This window comes from Chryseobacterium sp. MFBS3-17 (genome assembly GCF_020687745.1).
Lineage (GTDB): Bacteria > Bacteroidota > Bacteroidia > Flavobacteriales > Weeksellaceae > Marnyiella.
In genome coordinates, this window is the sequence record NZ_JAJEWK010000006.1 from 78,367 (window position 1) to 99,271 (window position 20,905).

At 43.9% G+C, this 20,905-nt stretch carries 18 protein-coding genes; 10 read left to right on the forward strand and 8 right to left on the reverse strand.

The window, feature by feature from the left end; all coding sequences use genetic code 11:
- Positions 1–201 precede the first annotated feature (201 nt).
- The 4 genes from LKO26_RS03935 to LKO26_RS03950 form a co-directional block, all read right to left on the reverse strand.
- Positions 202–1,137 carry a 3-oxoacid CoA-transferase subunit B gene (locus tag LKO26_RS03935; RefSeq protein WP_262907406.1) on the reverse strand — a complete coding sequence of 312 codons (936 nt, stop codon included), beginning with the start codon at positions 1,135–1,137 and terminating at the stop codon, positions 202–204.
- Positions 1,097–1,549 (reverse strand): CoA transferase subunit A, encoded by a 453-nt coding sequence (locus LKO26_RS03940; RefSeq protein ID WP_262907407.1) that lies wholly within the window; start codon positions 1,547–1,549, stop codon positions 1,097–1,099. Before LKO26_RS03940 ends, LKO26_RS03935 begins: the two co-directional genes overlap by 41 nt.
- 376 nt (positions 1,550–1,925) lie before the next feature.
- Complete coding sequence (locus LKO26_RS03945) at positions 1,926–2,930, reverse strand: alpha/beta fold hydrolase (protein ID WP_227586541.1); 1,005 nt, start codon at positions 2,928–2,930, stop codon at positions 1,926–1,928.
- Between the two features lie 44 nt (positions 2,931–2,974).
- Complete coding sequence (locus LKO26_RS03950) at positions 2,975–4,069, reverse strand: MBL fold metallo-hydrolase (RefSeq protein WP_227586542.1); 1,095 nt, start codon at positions 4,067–4,069, stop codon at positions 2,975–2,977.
- 173 nt (positions 4,070–4,242) lie between these two features.
- Between LKO26_RS03950 and LKO26_RS03955 the strand changes: the two genes are divergently transcribed.
- From LKO26_RS03955 to LKO26_RS03975, 5 genes are all read left to right on the forward strand, one after another.
- Positions 4,243–4,671, forward strand: a complete 429-nt coding sequence (locus LKO26_RS03955) for an SRPBCC domain-containing protein (RefSeq protein ID WP_227586543.1) — start codon at positions 4,243–4,245, stop codon at positions 4,669–4,671.
- A 232-nt stretch (positions 4,672–4,903) separates the two neighbouring features.
- A complete protein-coding gene (locus LKO26_RS03960) occupies positions 4,904–5,926 on the forward strand; it encodes a glutaminyl-peptide cyclotransferase (protein ID WP_227586544.1) in 1,023 nt (340 codons plus the stop codon).
- Between the two features lie 46 nt (positions 5,927–5,972).
- Complete coding sequence (locus LKO26_RS03965; RefSeq protein WP_227586545.1) at positions 5,973–6,755, forward strand: hypothetical protein; 783 nt, start codon at positions 5,973–5,975, stop codon at positions 6,753–6,755.
- A 122-nt stretch (positions 6,756–6,877) separates the two neighbouring features.
- Positions 6,878–7,492 (forward strand): deoxynucleoside kinase, encoded by a 615-nt coding sequence (locus LKO26_RS03970; RefSeq protein WP_227586546.1) that lies wholly within the window; start codon positions 6,878–6,880, stop codon positions 7,490–7,492.
- Between the two features lie 71 nt (positions 7,493–7,563).
- Positions 7,564–7,911: an ArsC/Spx/MgsR family protein gene (locus LKO26_RS03975; protein ID WP_227586547.1), complete on the forward strand. Its 348-nt coding sequence runs from the start codon at positions 7,564–7,566 to the stop codon at positions 7,909–7,911.
- A 6-nt stretch (positions 7,912–7,917) separates the two neighbouring features.
- Here the strand turns inward: LKO26_RS03975 and LKO26_RS03980 are convergent, their stop codons facing one another.
- The 3 genes from LKO26_RS03980 to LKO26_RS03990 form a co-directional block, all read right to left on the reverse strand.
- Positions 7,918–8,814, reverse strand: coding sequence for a TIGR01777 family oxidoreductase (locus LKO26_RS03980; protein WP_227586548.1), 897 nt, complete (start codon positions 8,812–8,814; stop codon positions 7,918–7,920).
- Between the two features lie 17 nt (positions 8,815–8,831).
- The gene (locus LKO26_RS03985) at positions 8,832–9,140 is read right to left on the reverse strand and encodes a DUF493 family protein (protein ID WP_227586549.1); all 309 of its coding nucleotides are present in this window, start codon (positions 9,138–9,140) and stop codon (positions 8,832–8,834) included.
- A gap of 65 nt (positions 9,141–9,205) precedes the next feature.
- Positions 9,206–9,895: a DUF4197 family protein gene (locus LKO26_RS03990; protein WP_227586550.1), complete on the reverse strand. Its 690-nt coding sequence runs from the start codon at positions 9,893–9,895 to the stop codon at positions 9,206–9,208.
- A gap of 266 nt (positions 9,896–10,161) precedes the next feature.
- On the opposite strand from LKO26_RS03990, the gene purB reads away from it, so the two are divergent.
- A complete protein-coding gene (gene purB / locus LKO26_RS03995; RefSeq protein WP_227586551.1) occupies positions 10,162–11,589 on the forward strand; it encodes an adenylosuccinate lyase in 1,428 nt (475 codons plus the stop codon).
- A gap of 78 nt (positions 11,590–11,667) precedes the next feature.
- Positions 11,668–15,357 (forward strand): phosphoribosylformylglycinamidine synthase, encoded by a 3,690-nt coding sequence (locus LKO26_RS04000; RefSeq protein ID WP_227586552.1) that lies wholly within the window; start codon positions 11,668–11,670, stop codon positions 15,355–15,357.
- 65 nt (positions 15,358–15,422) lie between these two features.
- Here the strand turns inward: LKO26_RS04000 and LKO26_RS04005 are convergent, their stop codons facing one another.
- A complete protein-coding gene (locus LKO26_RS04005) occupies positions 15,423–15,779 on the reverse strand; it encodes a diacylglycerol kinase family protein (protein WP_227586553.1) in 357 nt (118 codons plus the stop codon).
- Between the two features lie 112 nt (positions 15,780–15,891).
- Between LKO26_RS04005 and dnaN the strand changes: the two genes are divergently transcribed.
- The 3 genes from dnaN to gcvP all read left to right on the forward strand — a co-directional run bounded on the left by dnaN (position 15,892) and on the right by gcvP (position 20,890).
- On the forward strand, positions 15,892–17,019 hold the full coding sequence (gene dnaN, locus LKO26_RS04010; protein ID WP_227586554.1) for a DNA polymerase III subunit beta: 1,128 nt from the start codon (positions 15,892–15,894) through the stop codon (positions 17,017–17,019).
- A gap of 76 nt (positions 17,020–17,095) precedes the next feature.
- Positions 17,096–17,743: a J domain-containing protein gene (locus tag LKO26_RS04015; RefSeq protein ID WP_227586555.1), complete on the forward strand. Its 648-nt coding sequence runs from the start codon at positions 17,096–17,098 to the stop codon at positions 17,741–17,743.
- 291 nt (positions 17,744–18,034) lie between these two features.
- Complete coding sequence (gcvP, locus tag LKO26_RS04020) at positions 18,035–20,890, forward strand: aminomethyl-transferring glycine dehydrogenase (RefSeq protein ID WP_227586556.1); 2,856 nt, start codon at positions 18,035–18,037, stop codon at positions 20,888–20,890.
- Positions 20,891–20,905: the final 15 nt, after the last annotated feature.

Here is a 20,905-nt window from a genome sequence, read left to right on the forward strand (position 1 = left end):
TCGGGGGGGAATCTCCGCCTTCCTGTGAAATGACGAGCAGAACGGAGATCAGTGCCCAGAAAAGGTCATATTGAGGGAAGTTTTCCATCAGATAATAACCTGCGGAAAATCCGAGAATACACCGAAGAATATAAATGGTAATCGGTGAAAAAATAATCCTTCTGAACTTCCTCTTTCTGAGCAATTTTCTATGTTTAATGTTTAAATCAGTTGTTCCTCAAAATGGGCAGCAGTTTTCGCCCGCACTTCTTCCAGCGTGGTGCCGGGCATCAGTTCGGTTAAAGTCAGCTTGCCGTCAGAGTACCTGAAAACCGCCAGATCAGTGATGACCATATCCACAGATTGTAATGCAGTTAAAGGAAGATCACAGGCAGGTACAATTTTTGGGGTGCCGTCTTTTTCGGTATGCATCATGGTAATGATAAGTTTTTTAGCTCCCGATGCCAGATCCATGGCACCACCTACACCCAGCAAAGGCTGTCCCGGCATTGCCCAGTTGGCCAGATTGGCCGCTTCATCTACCTGCAGTCCGCCCATAATAGCCGTGTCTATATGTCCGCCACGAATCATGGCAAAAGATTCCGTACTGTCAAAATAACTGCTTCCCGGTAAAGCAGTTACCGGAATTTTACCGGCATTTACCGGATAATCCGTGGCACCGCCACCGTCTTGTGGTACAGGACCCACGCCCAGCATACCGTTTTCTGTGTGCAGGATGATGCCGTGTTCTTCAGTAATGAGATCCGCTACAAGTGTCGGAATTCCGATTCCCAGATTGACGACCTCGCCTTTTTGAAGTTCTGCCAATGCCCTTTTGGCCATATTCATCCTTTTCTCCGAAACAACTTTGGATTTGCTTACAGATGCAGAACTTCCCAACCCTTCTTCTGTGGTATGCACTTCTACCAGATAGTCCACATAACTGCCCTGGGTATGAATGTTTTCAGCGGCAATTACTCCTACCGGTAAAATTTCTTCTACTTCTGCGATCACCAGGTCTGCAGCAGTGGCAAAGGCCCGGTTGAAATTCTGCTCGGTCATCCGGTACTGCAGGTTGCCGGCAGTATCGCCCTTCCAGGCACGGATGAAGGCTACATTACCCCGGATTCCCGGCCACGAAAACCATTTCTTTACCATTTATGACTTTGGTCTCCCGGTCTTTTGCAATTTCGATCCCCTCAGATGTCACGGTATAAAAACCGCCAATACCCGCACCGCCGGCACGCACGGCTTCTGCCAGAGTCCCTTGTGGAATGAGTTCGTAGTCCACATCGCCATTCTGAGAGGCTTTTACTGCTTCCGGATTGGAGGTGAAAAATGAGCCGATCATCTTTTTTATCTGTCCGTTGCGCAGCAATCTGCCACCGCCCAGGCCGGGTTCTCCCACATTATTGCCTATGAAGGTTAAATCTTTGGTATCGGTTTCTGCCAGTGCGTGCATCAGGTGTACAGGATTTCCGGTCATCCCGAATCCGCCCTGCAGCAAAATATCTCCGTTTTTTACGAGTGCAGCAGCTTGCTTTGCTGATATCTGAGGAACATTTTTCATATGACTTTTTATTTAAAAACTGAATCAGCGCATGGTTGAATTCAGTTGGTTTCTCAAAATTGGAAAGGTGGCAGGCTTCCAGAACGATATGTTCTGAGCCGCTGATCTGTTTTTGCAGGGAATTTCCGTGCTCCGGGGTGGTTACTTGATCATACTTTCCGGAGATGATGAATACGGGCGTCTGTATGGCATGCAGATCTTTTGTGAAGTCGGCATCACGCACCATTGCACAGTTGGCCACATATACCTCCAGAGGGGTTTGGGCAAAATCATTAAGAATATTCTGCACTTTGAGCGGATGATTTTCGTTAAATCCAGCGGTGAACCACCGTTCTGCTGTTTTAAACTTTATCGGTCTTTTTCGTTCGGTATAATTTTATTGTATAAATTGTAACAAAGGAACAATGAAGCGGTCAAAAGCTTCAATATGAGGAGAATGGCCTATGTTCTCCAGTTCTACCAGTTTTGAATTTTTAATCTTTTGCTGGGTTTCTTTTCCCAGATTCTGATACATACCCATTTTGGGTTGTAAGGACTTGGGTGCATACGCTTTTCCGATGGCAGTGCGGTCCCGGGTGCCAATGATGAGCAGGGTAGGTACACTGATTTTTTCAAAATCATCTACCACGGGTTGGGTATAAATCATGTCGCTGGTAAGGGCAGCATTCCAGGCGGTAACGGGAAAGTCCTTAGAAATGGTCCAGCCGGCCAGCAGATTCAGCCACCGGTCGTATTCCGGCTTCCATTTTCCGTCATAATAATATTGCAGCTGATAATTTTTGTAGGAGTCATGCGTGTTTTTCAGCTCTGCCGCATATTGCTTGTCAATATTCTGATAAGGAGAGAATTTACGGTAATCTTCCAGGCCTATGGGGTTGGCAAGGATGAGTTTTTCGGTATTTTCGGGATACATGACCGCCATTTTAGTAGCCAGCATTCCACCCATGGAATGTCCCAGGATGATGAAGCGGTCAATGTTCAGGCCGTCCAGTACAGATTTTGTGTTTTCTGCCAGTTGCTGAAAGCTGAACTGGTATTGTCTGGGTTTGGATGATTTGCCAAAACCAATCTGGTCCGGCATGATGACCCGGAAACCTTCTTTCTGAAGTGTTCTGGCAGTCTGCTCAAAATAATAGCCATTAAAATTCTTTCCGTGAAGCAGAACAATGGTTTTTCCGTTGGGTTTTTCCGGTTTCACATCCATATAAGCCATTTTCAGCTCCTGACCCTGGTTTTTCACCATTTTAAAATGCACGGGAAACGGATATTTCACCTGCGTCAGTTCAGCATCCAGCGGACGAAGCACAGATAAATCCTGTGCGGTGAGCATGGAATTGAAAAATAGCAGTAATATCAGATAAATTATTTTGGACGATTTCATTGATTTTGTTTTTAATATTATTTATTTCACGCACAGCAGGATGCCTAGTCGTACATTTCCCACCATTCTTCATACAGCGCACTGTCATCTTCCCAATGTATTTTTTGTCCGATTTTTGGGGTGATGATTCTGCTTTTTTCGGTGTTCATTTCAACCAGTTTTTTCAGCGGTTCGTTCCAGGCGTGCATGGCCAGGGAAAACTTGGAGTTGTGCACCGGTATCATTCTTTTGGCATTCAGTTCCCTCATGGCTTGTATATTTTCTCCCGGCATAAAATGAATGTGTTTCCAGTCTCTATTATATTGTCCGTTTTCCAGAATGGCAAGGTCTATACTGCCGTATTTTTCTCCTATTTTCTTAAAATGGTCATCATATCCGCTGTCGCCGCCGATGTATATTTTTTGAAGCGGTGTTTCCAGAACAAAACTTGCCCAGATGGCCTGATCACGCTTCAGCCCCCGGCCGGAGAAATGTCTGGCGGGTTCGGCGGTAATTCTGAATCCGGGACTCAGGTTTTCACTTTCGTGCCAGTCCAGTTCTATAATGTTTTCGGGGTTGTATCCCCAGTATTCCAGATGAGCACCCGTACCCAGTCCGGTGATGATTTTTTTTACCCTTGGAAAAAGTTCAGTGACCGTTTTGTAATCCAGATGATCCCAGTGATCGTGTGTAATGATCAGGTAATCCAGATCGGGAATGTCTGCTGTGTGGTACACATCTGAACCCGCAAACGCCTTCGTGGTAAAGGAAACCGGTGAGGCAAATCCGCTGAGTACAGGATCTACCAATATTTTTATTCCTTCTGCCTGCAGATAGTATGAAGAATGACCCATCCATATATAAACATTTTCATCCGGCTGAAGAGTATGCAGATCTGTTTTTTCAAAATGAAGTGCTTTTGCCGGGATTTTATTTTCGGTCTTTCCAAATAAAAACCGGAACATGACTTCCGCCATATTCGTGTCTTCGCCCACTGCAGGCGTGTAGGTCAGATTTTGAAATTTGCCGTTTTTGTAGTTTGGCGATTGCTTAATGCGCTCCAGCCTTTCTCCGGAAGGGGCTTTGCCGAAATTTTTCTGGTTGATGAAGATATAAACGGCACCAAACAATACCGCAGCGGTGAGTAAGAGGGTAATCATTATTTTTCTGATGAACATAGAGGGTGATGAAAAGTTAATACACTGAAATTCATTATCACTCAAAAAACATACAAATTTAATCTTATTTTGAAAAAGTGAGTAAAATCATCACGATATATAAAATTCATGAGCAATAATTGCATAACTTTATTACAATCAAAAAACATCATATTATGCACGAGAACGTAGTTGTAAAACAAAGAGTAAACGCGCCGGTGGAAAAGGTTTGGAACGCACTGACCGATAAGGCGCAAATGAAAGAGTGGTATTTTGATATACCGGATTTTGAACTGGGAATTCACAACGAATTCAATTTTTATGAGCCGGGAAGTAACAGGAAGTTTCACCACCACGCAGAAATTCTGGAAGTTATTCCTCACGAAAAAATTAAACACACCTGGTCCTATCCGGAATTCTCCAAAGAGAAAACCATCGTGCGCTGGGAGTTGGAGAAAGACGGAGACGGAACCGTAGTCACTCTTACGCACAAAGGTCTGGAAAATTTTGACCATCTGGGCCCGGATTTCAGAACCGAAAGTTTCGAAGCCGGGTGGAACGAAATTCTCGGTAAGAATCTCAAAGAGTTTATGGAGAAAAATTAATCGGTAACAGAGTAATGAACACGCTTTCCGGCGTGTTTTTTTTATTTGATTACCTCAGGTCTGTGGGTTCTTTTTGTGCTTACCTGAACTGCGATTGTGGTAGAAGTTACAGCAGGTGATTTTTAAACCATAAGATGAAGGATATGTCTGATGGATTCAGTCTTAAAGATTCACCAGTCTGTTGACCGGGTATAACTATTAAATTTCGTATTTTTGTGGAAAATCAAATTTAATGAAGAAATCGTTGCTCATGTCATTTCTGGCGCTTACCTTACTGGCCTCCTGTAATAAAGATAAAGAAATCCTGAACTCGCTGAATGAGTACAATCTCTCTATGGAAAGCCAGGGCTATCATTTTGGTGATCCGCTTACACTCCCGGCCAATGTACTGGCAGATGCAGACAAAATTACCATCAGCTTCGGAGATAAGGAACTGACCACTATGGTGGTGGATCCCGCATATTTCATGCTTGGAGATAATGCAGTGACTTTTAATATCATCAAAAAAAATGGCGACATCCTTACACAGGACGCCACGATTAATGTTTTTGCCAAAAATCCGGAAGCGAAACTCAGCTATACCGTGGTACAGGAATACCCGCACGATACGGCAAACTTTACCCAGGGCTTTCAGTTGGAAGGCAATACGATTTATGAATCTGACGGCCAGCAAGGCTCATCGCGCATTCTGAAATATACGCTGGGATCTGTGACGCCCATTGCAGAAACTGCACAGCCGGCCGAAATATTCTCTGAAGGAGCTACCATCATTGGCGATAAAGTGTACCAGCTGACCTGGATGCACAAAAAAGGCTATATCTATGACAAGGCAACACTCTCCCTGCTTTCAGAATTTGCCTATCCCAATATCATGGGCGAGGGTTGGGGGCTTACCTACGACGGTACACATCTGATTGCCTCAGACGGTACCAAAAACCTGTATTTCCTGGATGCTTCAGATCCTTCAAAAATGGTGAAATATCTTTCTGTGGCAGGAAATACCGAAGCGTATGACCAGCTGAACGAACTGGAATATCACAATGGCTTTGTCTATGCCAATGTCTGGCAAAGACCCATTATCCTGAAAATTAATCCCGCAACCGGCGAGGTGGTGGGCAAATTTGACTTTACAGAAATAGCAGCGCGTCATACCACCGGAAATGATGATGTGCTGAATGGCATTGCCTTCAAGGGGAATAATATGCTGGTTACCGGTAAAAACTGGCCGGTGATTTATGAAGTAAGCATTCCGTAATTTTGTCCTTCTTTCAGGAACTGGGCAGAATCTCAATTTTAATGGCATGAAAAACCTGATCTGCATCGCCGTACTTTTTATTTGTTCCTGTGTGCAGGCACAGAGGTTACTGCCGTTTGACTCCCTGAAACTGAGGGAAGCGCAGGAGATGTTTGCAGATGATTACCGCAATGTGTACCTCTATAAAAATAAGGACTTCAGCCTCACCAAATATGATTCCCTGGGCCGTCAGAAAGGACAGCTCATGTTTACGCTGCCCTTTAAAATCCAATCGGTGCAGAATCCGATGAATATTTTTGCTTTTTCAGAAAATGCCCAGGAACTGCGGATGTTTGATCAGAATCTTGTAGAAATTCAGAAGGTGAATATCCGGCAGAAGTTTGGTTCTGTAAAAATGGTTTTTGCCGAAGATTTACAACAACTCTGGTTGCTGGAAGAAAGTACCAGACGGCTGGTGCGTTATAATTTCCGCGAAGACAGAATCCTGAATTCCTATTCCCTGAATCTGGAATATGAACAAGTGCGGGATCTCCATATTTTCGACAACAGAATCTATGTGTTGTTCAAGGATGCTTTTTCTGTATACAATCTGAAAGCTGAAAGGATTTTTCATACTGTGATGAATGGTGGCAAACGTATATTGCGGGAAAATGACCGCATTATGGTGGTTACTCCGGATGCTGTGTTCCGATACACAACTCATGATCTGCAGAAAATTTTTGAAGTTCCCGGCGCTGCAATTGTGGATAAAAACTCCACCCATTACTTTGTAATCAAGCAGAACAAACTCTATCTTTACCCCGCCGAACAGATTTCCGCTCAACCGTAAAAGTTCACTGTATAAAACATTGATTATCATAGCGTTGTATTCAAAAGGAAAGCCTGTGCTTCAAACTGAAGCGGATGATTCGGCAAGCATATTTATTGAACTTTTAAAGTAAATTTTAGGAAATGCATATAGCGGTAACCGGAAACATTGGCGCAGGAAAAACCACATTAACAACCATGCTGGCCAAACATTACGGCTGGGATGCCCAGTTTGAAGATGTAGATCACAATCCTTATCTGGAGGATTTTTATGCAGATATGAACAAATGGAGTTTTGCGCTGCAGATTTATTTCCTGGGAAGCCGCTTCAAACAGGTGAAAGAAATCCGGGAAAGCGGCAAAAACATTGTGCAGGACAGAACCATCTACGAAGACGCTCATATTTTTGCGGAAAATCTGAATGAAATGAAACTGCTTACCGACCGGGATTTTCAAAACTATTCTTCAATTTTTGAATTGATGAAGAGTTTTGTTTCGGCACCGGATTTGCTGATTTATCTGAAGTCCGATGTTCCGAATCTGGTGAAAAAAATCTACAAAAGAGGCCGGGATTATGAAGCCTCAATTTCTATAGAATATCTCACCAAACTGAATCAGAAATATGAAAACTGGATTTCTGGTTACCGGGAAGGCAAGTTACTGATTATTGAAGTAGATGATCTTGACTTTGTGGAAAGACCGGAGGATTTCGGATATATTCTGGAAAGAATTGAGGCAGAACTGCACGGTTTGTTTTAAAACCGAATCATTTTGATCCGCAGGCAGGGCTCCGGTGACTTTTTTTTACACCCATATTAAAATCTGAAAGCATGATAAAAGTTCTTCATAATAATTCCTGCTCCAAATCCAGAGCGATATTGGAGCATCTGGATGAAAACAATGTGGCCTTCGAAATTATTGATATCATTAAAAATCCTCTTTCAGAGGCTGAACTCCGTACCGTACTGAAAAAACTAAATACAGATGTGCACGGGCTCATCAGAAAAAATGATCCTTATTTCAAGGATAATTTTGCCGGAAAAGAACTGTCTGAAGATGAATGGATTCAGATTCTGGTAAAACATCCGAACCTGATTCAGCGTCCGGTTCTCATTAAAGATTCTGTGGCCATGATAGGCAGACCGCTGGAGAATGTAAGGTTTTTCATTGAGAAATAAGCCTTCTTATTGCATCAGTTGGCGAAGTGCTGGCTCCAGATCCGGATATTGAAACCGGAATCCCGCAGCTTTCACTTTTTCATTTGAAATCCGGCTTCCTTCCAGTATGATTTCACTCATTTCGCCCAATATTGTTTTCATCACGACCGCCGGTATACTGACCGGCAGAAACCATTTGTTCATGCTGTGCGCCAGCGCTTTCATGAAATCACGGTTATTGGGAATGTCATCTGCTACTGCATTGTAAATTCCATTGAACTGTGGTTGTTCCACTGCCTGCACATACATATTGACCATATCCTGAAGATGAATCCAGTTGAACCATTGTGTCCCTTTACCGATGGCAGAACTCAGATTCAGGCGTGCAATTTTCTGGAGAGGTTCCAGAGTTCCCCCACGGGCCGAGAGAACCGGTGCTGTTCGTAAAATGACAATTCGCTCTGCAGAATCTTTAAACTGATGCACTGCATTTTCCCACTTTGTGCAGACTTCTGCCAGAAAATCATTGCGCCTTGCCGGCATTTCTTCAGTTAAAATCTCCTCTGTAGTGAAGGTTCCGTAGTAATTGATTCCCGAAGCGGAAATAAAAGACTTTAACTGAAGATTCTGCAACCTGCATTGCTGATGCAAGAATGCTGCACTTTTGATGCGGCTGTCCTTCAGTTCTTTTTTATACCGTGGGGTCCAGCGTTTACCAATGCTGGCTCCCGCCAGATGGATGATGCTTTCTACACCGTTCAGCGCGCCGTCTTCCAGATAGTCTTCTTCATAATTCCACAGAAAATGATGCGGCAGTGGACTTTTCTTTCGTACCAGGATATTCACATCATGCCCCCGGCTGCGCAGTTCGGTTGCCAGCGCAGTGCCTACCAGACCGGTTCCTCCGGATATCAGAATTTTCACGGTGCCTGTATTTGGAGTTATAGCATCACCACACCTTCTATGGTGCTTACCTTTTTGTACAAGTCAATCACCTGGTTGGCATCTAGCACAAAAGCCAGGATGCTGGCGGAGATATACTTTCCGTTTTTGCTTTCACGGGTAGAAATGGTGTACTTAATCTGATCAAAAATCTGATACAGTTCCGTAAGTTTGGTATGTTCATTGGGAAAAATGAATTTATACAGGTAATCTTCCGGAAAATCGTGGTTCTCTTCCAGTTTTGTTCTGAGTGATTCGTAAAATTCATCTTTATTAAGACCGTCGGTATCCTTATATAGTGGATTCATATTGCTTTGTCTTTCTGTTATAAAATCTGGCTGCTCTGTGTGGCAGCCGGTCTCTGGTATTATATTTACTGCCCGGATCTGTTGAAGGCTCCCAGAATACTGCTGCGGTTCTGGTTTTCGTAATCTGCCATAATGTAGAAGATGCCGTTTACCATTTGCTCAGAAGCCAGTTTACTGAGGCTGTTGGATGCTGCTCCGGTAGAACTTTGGTTGCCCAAAAGGCTCCCCAGCAGACTGTTGCCTTGCAATGCCGTATTGATGGTGCGTACAATCCCGAATTCATTCAGTTTTTCATCAACTTTGGGCATAATGGCCTGTACCAGTTGAATTTCAGTTTTTTCACGCAAAATCTGGGTGGCAATTCCGTCTCCGCCCTGCATGATTCTGGTTACATCGTTGGTATTCAGGTTGTTGATGGCGTTGTTCAGAATCGGTGTGGAAATATTAACCGTATAAGCGGCGGTTTCTGCCACATATTCTTTGCCTTTTGTGGTCAGGTTGGGGGCAATCCGGTCCAGTGTATTATAAACGCTTCGCAGGTTGTCTGGTAACGCTTTCAGAATCAGATCATTTTGAAGAAACGCCTGTTTGTTGCTGAAAATGCCGGAAGCTTTATTCACGCCGCCTGTCAGTACTCTTTTAATCACGGCAAGCCCCAGGTCAGATGTGGCCAGGGTAGTACAGGAGGTTGTGGTAGTGGTGACGAATGCGCCTGCACTGAAAATGAGTACGGCAGCTAAGATAATTTTTTTCATTTTAATGGTAATTGCTGTTGTGGCAGGCTCAAAAATTAAGCCAAGCCTTCCGTTTGTCGTTTAATGATGCTAATTAACGAAAAATTTGCCGTTTTTCATTTGCGGTGTTGCCAAAAAGCCGGTGCGGGAATGCCATAATGCGTGGCAGAGTACCGGATACTGTTGTTTTGTACGGTTAATGAGGTGGTCTTAACTTTATAGAAAACTAGTCTCTAAATCTCGCTGAAAATCTGTAAATTTGTGGCTGTAAAAAGTAAAAAGAAAGAATGAATTCCTACAAAAATCCTCTTGAAGAACGCTATTCAAGTGCGGAAATGCTCTACAATTTTTCTCCGAACAACAAATTCAGAAACTGGCGGAAATTGTGGATCGCCCTTGCAGAAATTGAAAAAGATCTGGGTCTGGAAATCAGTGATGAACAAATTACTGAACTCAAAGCTCAGGCAGAAAACATTGACTATGACAAAGCTGCCGAATATGAAAAAAAATTCCGGCATGATGTCATGGCTCATGTGCATGCGTATGGAGATGTGGCTCCTTCGGCAAAGGGAATTATCCACCTGGGAGCGACTTCGGCGTTTGTGGGAGATAATACCGACCTCATACAGATGCGCGATGGTCTGCTCATCATCAGAAAGCAACTGGTCAATGTTATTAAGAATCTGTCAGATTTTGCCTTGAAATACAAGGATTTACCTACCCTGGGATTCACGCATTACCAGCCTGCTCAGCTTACTACGGTAGGAAAAAGGGCTACGTTGTGGTTGCAGTCACTGATTCTGGATTTTGAAGAACTCGAGTTTTTTCTGGAAACACTTCGCTTCCGCGGAGTAAAAGGAACTACCGGTACTGCCGCAAGTTTTCTAGAACTCTTTAATGGCGATTATTCCAAAGTGAAACATCTGGATAAGGAATTGTCCCGCAGATTTGGGTTTGAAAAGGTCTTTGGCGTTAGTGGCCAGACCTATGACCGTAAAATTGATGCTAAAGTAGTGGCTTTGCTTTCAAACATTGCCCAGTCTGCACATAAATTTACCAATGACCTCAGACTATTGCAGAACCTCAAGGAAATTGAAGAACCTTTTGAGAAAAATCAGATCGGTTCCTCGGCTATGGCTTATAAAAGAAATCCCATGCGTTCCGAAAGAATTGGTGCTCTGGCAAAATATGTGATGTCTCTTTCTTCCAGTTCTGCCATGGTGGCCAGTACACAGTGGTTTGAGCGTACCCTGGATGATTCTGCCAATAAACGGCTTACCATTCCGCAGGCTTTTCTGTCTGTAGATGCCATCCTGCTGATCTGGAATAATATTTTGAATGGTATTGTGGTGTATGAAAACAGAATTCACAAACATATCATGGATGAACTGCCTTTTATGGCTACCGAATACATTATTATGGAAGAGGTAAAAGCCGGTGGTGACCGCCAGGAAATTCACGAAATCATCCGTGTACATTCCATGGAGGCCAGCAAGAAGGTGAAAATGGAAGGCAAGGAAAATGATCTGATTGAAAGAATCATGAATGACCAGTCCCTGAAAATGGATAAATCCAAAATCATGGAAGTGTTGGATCCTAAAAATTTCATTGGTTTCGCACCGGTGCAAACAGAAGAATTTGTCGCCAATGAAGCGCAGCCAATTCTGGATAAATATTCATCACTGATCGGACTGGAAGCCGATTTGAAAGTTTAAAAATTTTTGCAGTCTTTCCGGGCTGCAATTTTAATGGGTTAATATAAATCTTCAGTGCATACTGAGTGAAAAATAAAAATGAATAAAAGAATTTTCGTAGAAAAAAGAGGAATTTTCGATGTGGAAAGTCCAAAGGTTTTTGATGAAATAAAAAGCTCAGTTCCGGGTGTACAAAACGTAAAAGTGTATAATGTGTACGATGTTTTCGGAACGGAGAAAGAAGAATTGAATCAGGTGATTTTCAACACCTTTGTAGATCCGGTAACCGATATTCTGCATCATGAAAATCCGGCCGTAAATCTGCACTTTGCCACCGAGTTTTTACCCGGACAGTATGACCAGCGTGCCGATTCTGCTCAGCAGTGCATTGCATTGCTTACCGGAAATGAACAGTCCAAAGTAAGAAGCGGTAAACTCATTGAAGTAACCGGAGTTTCGGACGCAGAGCTTCAAATCATCAAAGATTTGCTGATTAACAAGGTAGAATCGCAGGAGAAAAACCTGAACATCCTGGAAATTCCGGCAGAAGAAACGCCCGAACCGGTCATCACCCACCAAGGATTCACCGGCTTTTCAGCAGATGAACTGAAAGATTTTTATAACCAAAATGGTTTTTCCTTCGGGCTGGACGATTTGGAATTTATTCAGCAGTATTTTGTAACCGAAAACCGAAACCCTACTGAGACCGAACTACGGGTACTGGATACCTACTGGAGTGACCATTGCCGTCATACCACCTTTGAGACCGAACTTAGCGGTATTGAGTTCCGGGGTGCCTTTAAGGAAACGCTGGAGCGTATTTTCAACGATTATCTGGAAAAAAGAAAATTTCTGGGCCGGGAAGCCAAGCCGGTTTCACTTATGGATCTGGCTACGGTATGTGCCCGGTATTTCCATAAAACTGGAAATCTGGAGGATCTGGTCGTGTCTGATGAAATCAATGCCTGTACCATAGAAATAGAAGCGGAATTCGACGGTAAGAAAGAGCCATGGTACCTGCTGTTCAAAAATGAAACCCATAACCACCCCACAGAAATTGAACCGTTCGGGGGAGCTTCCACTTGTCTGGGCGGGGCCATCCGCGATCCATTGTCGGGAAGAGCATTTGTATATCAGGCCATGAGACTCAGTGGTGCGGCAGATGTCCTGGAGCCTGTTTCTGAAACCATTCCGGGGAAATTGCCTCAAAGAACCATTACCAGACAAGCGGCCAACGGCTATTCTTCCTATGGCAACCAGATTGGTCTGGCCACGACATCCGTCAATGAAATTTACCATGAGGGATACAAAGCCAAGCGCATGGAAGTAGGATTTGTAGTGGGTGCCGTGAAGAAAGACTGGGTACGCCGTGAAAAACCGGAAAATGGTGATCTGGTGATCCTGCTGGGCGGTGCCACCGGAAGAGACGGAGTAGGTGGTGCTACCGGAAGTTCAAAAGAACAGGACGAAACCTCAATTCATACTCTCTCTACCGAGGTTCAGAAAGGAAATGCGGTGGAGGAAAGAAAAATACAGCGGCTTTTCAGAAATCCTGAAGTAACCAGACTGATCAAGAAATCAAATGACTTCGGTGCCGGTGGCGTTTCTGTAGCCATTGGTGAAATTGCGGATTCACTGGAAATTAATCTCGATATTCTGCCGCGGAAATATGACGGACTGAATGGTACTGAGCTTGCCATTTCGGAGTCTCAGGAAAGAATGGCAGTCGTGATTGAGGCCAAAGATAAAGATCTGTTTATCCGGTTTTGTGAAAAGGAAAACATCCGTGCGGTGGAAGTTGCGAAAGTAACTGGTTCCGGCAGGATGCAGATGTTCTGGCAAGGCGAAAAAATCGTGGACCTGAGCAGAAATTTTCTGGATACCAATGGTTGTGCCAAGACACAACAAGCAGAAGTATCTCACTTGCAAACTGTTGAGAATCAAAATATAACATTCAGTGAGGCGAACTTTCTGAATCTGCTTTCAGATAAAAATACGGCCTCGCAAAAGGGACTGGCAGAAATGTTCGATGCATCTGTGGGCGCGACTACCGTGGCCATGCCTTTTGGTGGAAGGTATCAGGAAACTGAAATGGAAGGCAGCGTGCAGACATTACCGGTACTGAATGCCAGAGATATAGAAACTGTATCCCTGGCCAGTTGGGGATTTGATGCGGAAATTTCGTCCCGCAACTCTATGGTGGGTGCTGCAACTGCCGTGGTGGAAAGTGTGGCCAAAATTGTCGCCATGGGCGGTGATTATCATAAGATCAGACTCAGCTTTCAGGAGTATTTTGAAAAATTAGGAAGTCAGCCTGAGAAATGGGGGAAACCTCTGGCGTCACTTCTGGGAGCGTATGATGCGCAGATGAATTTGGGACTGGCGGCGATTGGAGGTAAAGATTCCATGAGTGGCACTTATCAGGATCTGAATGTGCCGCCTACGCTGATTTCGTTCGCATGTGCACCGGGAGAAAAGAAAAATATCATCTCACCGGAATTGAAGTCGGCAGGGAATAAACTGTATGTTTTCCGTCATATTCCTCAGGAAAACGGAATGCCGGATTATGATTCCTTAAAAGAAATCTTTGGCTACATTACAGAGCAGATCCGGAATGGTAAGATCGTATCTGTGAAAACTGTGAAAGACGGAGGGGTAGCAGTGGCGCTTGCAAAAATGAGTTTTGGAAACCGGCTGGGTGCAGATGTGACTGCCGATGAGGCGTTGCTGCTAAATAAAAATATAGGTTCTCTGGTCATAGAATCTTCAGAAGAATTGAATCATGAAAATATTCAACTGATAGGTGAGGTAAATGATAGTAAATACTTATCTATAAATCAATTGCAGTTTTCTATTGAAAATTTACTTGAAATATGGAAGTCTACTTTTGAGGATTTGTTCCCTACGCGCGAAAAGGAGAAAATCGTAATTGATATCAAATGTAAATTCAATGCGGTAGATTATAAAACCATTGAAATTAAAAAGCATGGTATTGCAAAGCCGAGGGTCTTTGCACCGGTTTTTCCGGGGACCAACTGTGAATATGAAACTCAGAATGCATTCGCAAAAGAAGGGGCAGTGGTGAGCAGTCTTCCCCTCATCAATCTGAATCACCGGCTGCTGAATGAAAGTCTGGATGCCTGGATTTCAGAAATCAGTCAGTCACAGATTCTGGTTTTCTCCGGTGGTTTTTCTGCGGGTGATGAACCGGATGGCTCTGCCAAATTCATTGTGAATGTACTGAAGAATGAGAAAATGAAGGCGGCGGTGCATGAATTACTGGCTCGCGACGGAATGATTCTCGGGATTTGCAACGGATTCCAGGCACTGGTGAAATCCGGATTATTACCGTATGGTGAGATCCGTGATCTGGATGAACATTCGCCTACCCTGGCACACAATGCGATAGGAAGACATATCTCACAGATGGTGGATGTGCGGGTGCTGAATGATGCTTCTCCATGGTTGAAAGGCATGAAGGATCAGGTGTTCACCATTCCGATTTCGCACGGAGAAGGAAGGTTTGTTGCCTCAGAGGAAGTGCTGATTAAACTGTATGAAAATGGTCAGATTGCCACACAGTACATTGATCCGGACGGAAATGTGGCTCACGGAATGCCGTTCAACCCTAATAATTCTCTTTTCGGAATTGAAGGAGTGACCTCGCAGTCCGGAAAAATATTTGGCAGAATGGGCCACCCGGAACGTTTTTCAGAAGGTCTGATGCGCAATATTCCGACAGCGAATTATCATAATATTTTCAAAAACGGAGTAGATTATTTCAAATAATCACCCGAATTTTATTTATAGAGCACGATACTTGCCTTAGCGGTAAAGTGTTGTGCTTTTTTTCATTAGCCCAGAAGATAAGGAGTGTAGATCAGAGTTCCAACGAGGACGGCGCCCAGTGCCAGAATGAGGACTGCGCCTGCTGCAATATCCTTGATGAAGCGAATGCGTTCATCGTATTCCGGCTGGCAGAAATCGCAAATGCGCTCCATGGCAGTGTTCAGAATTTCGGCAGAGAGGACTGCAAAACAGGTGAGGATGATGATGGCGGCCTCTGTTGCGGTCACTTTTAATACCACAATGAGCAGCAGGTTCACCAGGAAAGCAAGCATTTCCAGCTGAAAATTTCGTTCGGAGCGCAGCATCAGGTAAATTCCCCGAAAGGCATGGCGAAAGCTTTTATGTACCGGTGGTTTTCTCATGGCAGAACTTGTGCAGCAAAGATAGTTTTTTATTAAAATTGTTGATAAGTCATGGAAGATAGTTTTTAAAATTTGTCCCAAATCATTATATTTGTCCAAATAATATTTACAAATGAAGTTTATTGTTTCAAGTGGAGAATTGCAGAAAGCCCTGCAAACTGTAAGCGGGGTGATTTCAACATCACAGTCGAGACCGATTTTAGAAAATTATCTTTTTGAAGTAGAAGAAAACAGTCTGAACATCACTGCATCAGACGGTGAGACGACTCTGGTTACGACGCTGGAAGTAAAATCCGATGAAACGGGCAGACTGGCGGTTCCGGCCAAAACTTTTCAGGATTTTGTGAAAACTTTTGGTGAGCAACCCTTTACACTTTCTGTAAAACAGGCAGAAGACGGAAATGGCAGCATCCTTGAAATTTTAGACGAAAAAGATAACTTCGCGGTAGCGCTGGACAATGCTGAGGATTATCCGGAACTTCCGGAATTTGATGCTTCGCAGAGTGTTACCATCCCGGCAGGCGTGCTTTCAGAAGCTTTGAGCAATACGCTTTTTGCCACTTCCAGTGATTCACTGCGCCCGGTAATGACCGGAGTTTTGTTCCAGTTTGGTGAGAATGAAACCAATTTCGTTTCTACAGATTCACACCGCTTGGTGGTGTACAAAAGAACCGATCTGGTGGCGGAACCTATGGAATTCATCATGCCGAAAAGACCCCTCAGTATCTTTAAAAATATTCTGGCATCAACAGAGCAGGATGTGCTGATTGAGTTCAGTGAAAATATGGCCAAATTCAGTTTTGGTAATAATGTGTGGGTCTGCAGACTGATAGACGGTAAGTACCCGAATTATTCTGCGGTAATTCCTAAGGAAAACCCGAACGTTTTAACCATTAACAGAAATCTTTTGCTGAATGCCATCAGAAGAGCCTCCATTATGTCTAATAAGTCTACCAACCAGGTGAGATTCAAGCTTTCCGGAAATATCCTGCACCTGCATGCAGAAGATACCGAATTTGCAAACAAGGCAGATATGCATGTTCCGTGTGATTATCATGGAGAAGATATCAATATTGGTTTCAGCTCTAAGTTCCTTACAGAAATGCTTTCCATTCTTCGTTCAGATGATATTACCATGAAAATGTCTCAGCCTAACCGCCCGGGAATTATAGAGCCGGTAGATGGTCTGGAAGAAAATGAGAGCCTGCTGATGCTTTCTATGCCGGTAATCGGAATGTAAGCACATCAATTTTTAGCATAAAAGAAGCCCGAAGTGATTCGGGTTTCTTATTTTTACACCAACAATTTTTATCAGTTTGAAGAACTATTATTATTTTCTTGGAATACAGCAGGATGCGACGGAGGAGGAGATTAAATCTGCGTACCGCAAACTGTCCATGAAATACCATCCCGATAAAAATGAAAATGACGTCTTCTTTGCTGCCCGTTTTCTGGAGATGCAGGAAGCGTATGAAACACTCATAAGCCCTGCTCTCCGCAAATCGTATGATTCGGGTCTTGATGCAGGTCTTCGCCATGAAAAATCTTCACTGGCACCGGTCATCAAGTCTTTTACGGCCAATAAAATTCATGCTGCCAGGGATGAGGAAATCATCATTAAGTGGAATACCATGCATGCAGACACGGTAAAGATTCTGCCGTTCGGGCTGGAACGTGCCTTTGGCGAACGTACATTTAAAATCACCGAATTTAAGGAAGGGAAATTTGTGCTGATTCTGCATGCGACCAATTCGCACACCCGGCAGACTGCCGTACAGGGAATTACCATCACACAGGTTGCACCGGGAGACCGGGAGCGTTTTCGTGAAGAAACTGAAAAATTATTCCGGGAAAGGGATACATCGGCCGCACAAGGGGAAGCCAAAGTGAGCCGTGCGGTTCAGATTATTCTGGCACTGCTGTTTGTATTGCTGGCACTGTACTTTTTACTGAGTGTATTTTAAGAAATCTTCAGGCGTCCCGGGCATTTTTTGCACCGTTTTCCTTTTTTAAATTTCTTGCAACACTTCTTTTTTCCGCAGTACATTTCTTCTGAAAATGAAGCAGCAGGAGCAAGCGGAGCAATTTTGAAAGGCGTAATTCCGATATTCATACCGCAAATATAAAATTAAATTAGAATAATTCAAAATAAGAAACTTAAACCGATGAATATCATGTTTCCCATGGTTGTCTGAAACCTGAAAAATCCTTATTTTTACAAATCTATATACGACAATAAATAAATCTTTATAAGAATGAATACACAGCAGTTTGTAAGTCGCCACATCTCCATGAATGAAGGCGATAAAAAGGCAATGTTGGAAAAGATTGGTGTTTCCAGTATTGAAGAACTTATCTCACAAACCATTCCTGCTTCCATCCGTGCAGACAAAGATCTTAATATTTATGAGCCGTTGTCAGAGTATGAAATGATTCGTCATTCTACAGCCATGTCTCAGAAAAATCAGGATTTTACTCATTATATTGGTTTCGGATATTTTAACAGTATTTTGCCGGCACCCATCCAGAGAAATATTCTGGAAAACCCGTCTTGGTACACAGCGTACACCCCTTATCAGGCCGAAATTGCACAGGGAAGACTGGAAGCATTGCTGAATTTTCAGACTGTAGTGGCTAATCTTACCGGGTTTCCTCTTGCCAATGCTTCGTTGTTGGACGAAAGTACTGCGGCGGCTGAAGCCATGAATATGTTCTTCTCAAACAGAACTAAAGAACAGAAGAAAACGGCAAACAAATTCTTTGTTTCAGACCTGGTTCTTCCTCAAACGGTAGCAGTACTTACTACCAAAGCAGAAGGCCTGGGAATTGAAGTGGTCATCGGTGATCATGCAGCACAGGAACTGGATGAAACTTTCTATGGTGCGCTTTTGCAATATCCTGGTAAAAACGGTGTGGTGATTGACTATACAGACCAGATTAAGAAGTATAAAGAACTGGATCTGCAGGTAGCAGTAGCCTGTGACCCTATGGCATTGGTAAAACTGAAATCGCCGGCAGAAATGGGTGCAGACTGTGCAGTGGGGACTACCCAGCGTTTTGGAATTCCGATGGGGTACGGCGGACCACACGCCGCATTTTTCTCTTGTAAGGAAGAATATAAAAGAGATCTGCCGGGCAGAATCATCGGGGTTTCTCAGGATGCGAACGGCAACAGAGCGCTGAGAATGGCACTGCAGACCAGAGAGCAGCACATTAAACGTGAGAAAGCCACCTCCAACATCTGCACCGCGCAGGTACTGCTGGCGGTAATGGCCAGCACTTACTGTGTGTACCATGGACCAAAAGGACTGGAGTTTATTGCCAATCAGATTCATTATAAGGCCAATGCACTGGCTTCTGCGCTGAAAGCACTGGGGTACAATCTGGTAGAAGATGCATTCTTTGATACCCTGAAAATAGAACTGAGTGAAGACGACAAAAGCAGCCTGCAACGACTGATGCGGGATAGAAGAATCAACCTGAACTACTTCACAGAAGGTTTTGTAAGCATTTCACTGGATGAAAGTACTACACTGGAAGAACTGAATACTCTGGCAGAAGCATTTGCGAATTTCATTGGCAAGCAGGCATTCAAGCTGGAACTGAAAGAAGAAATTACCATTCCGGAAGAACTCATCAGAAAAGATGAAATCCTGACAGAGGAGGTGTTCAATAGATACCATACGGAAACAGAACTGATGCGCTACATTAAAAAACTGGAGCGCAAAGACCTTTCCCTTACCCATTCCATGATTTCACTGGGATCTTGTACCATGAAACTGAATGCGGCTACAGAAATGTTCCCAATTACAATGCCTGGCTGGGGCAATGTGCATCCTTTCGTGCCGATAGAGCAGGCAGCAGGATATCAGGAAATGATTCGCGGTCTGGAAAACGACCTTTCAGAAATTACCGGTTTTGCGGCCACTTCATTGCAGCCCAACTCCGGAGCTCAGGGAGAGTATGCGGGTCTCATGGTCATCCGTGAATATCACAAATACAATGGCAACGGCCACAGAAATATTGTACTGATTCCTCAGTCTGCACACGGAACCAACCCTGCATCTGCTGTACTTTCCGGAATGAAAGTGGTGGTGTGTAAAAACTTGGAGAACGGAGAGATTGATCCGGAAGACTGGAAGGCAAAAGCAGAACTGCACAAAGAAAATCTTGCAGCGGCCATGATTACGTATCCTTCTACCTACGGTTTCTTTGATGCCAATATTAAAGAAATCATCCAGATTGTGCATGATAATGGCGGGCAAGTCTATATGGATGGTGCCAACATGAATGCACAGGTAGGATTTACAAGTCCGGGACTCATCGGTGCCGATGTTTGTCACCTGAACCTGCACAAGACATTTGCTATTCCTCACGGAGGCGGTGGTCCGGGCGTGGGACCCATCTGCGTGGCATCTCACCTGGTGAAATTCCTGCCGAGCAATCCGAATATCCGCATCGGAACACCGGATTCTATTGATGCCATTTCTTCTGCACCGTTCGGATCTGCGCTGGTTCTTAATATTTCGTATTCTTACATCAAACTGCTGGGTGCTTCCGGCCTGAAGAAATCTACAGAGCATGCCATTCTGAATGCGAATTACCTGAAAGAAGTGCTGGCAGAGCATTTCCCGATTCTATATAAGAATGAATCCAACCGGGTAGCCCATGAGTGTATTGTGGATTTCCGTCAGTTTAAATCGCTGGGAATTGAAGTGGCAGATGTGGCCAAGCGTCTGATGGATTACGGTTTCCATGCACCTACTGTTTCCTTCCCTGTGGCAGGAACGCTGATGATAGAACCTACAGAATCTGAAAGCAAAGCTGAAATAGACCGTTTTGCCGAGGCACTCATCAATATCAAAAAAGAAATTGATGAAATTGCCAGCGGTGAGGCAGATGCACAGAATAATGTACTGAAAAACGCACCGCATACTGAGCAGGTGGTGATTTCTGACAATTGGGACAGACCATACAGCAGAGAAAAAGCGGCCTATCCGCTGGATTGGGTGCGTGAAAACAAATTCTTTGCTTCTGTATCCCGTGTAGATGATGCCTATGGCGACAGAAACCTGGTATGTACCTGTGAGCCTATTGAAGCATATATGTAATGTTGCATTTCTGAT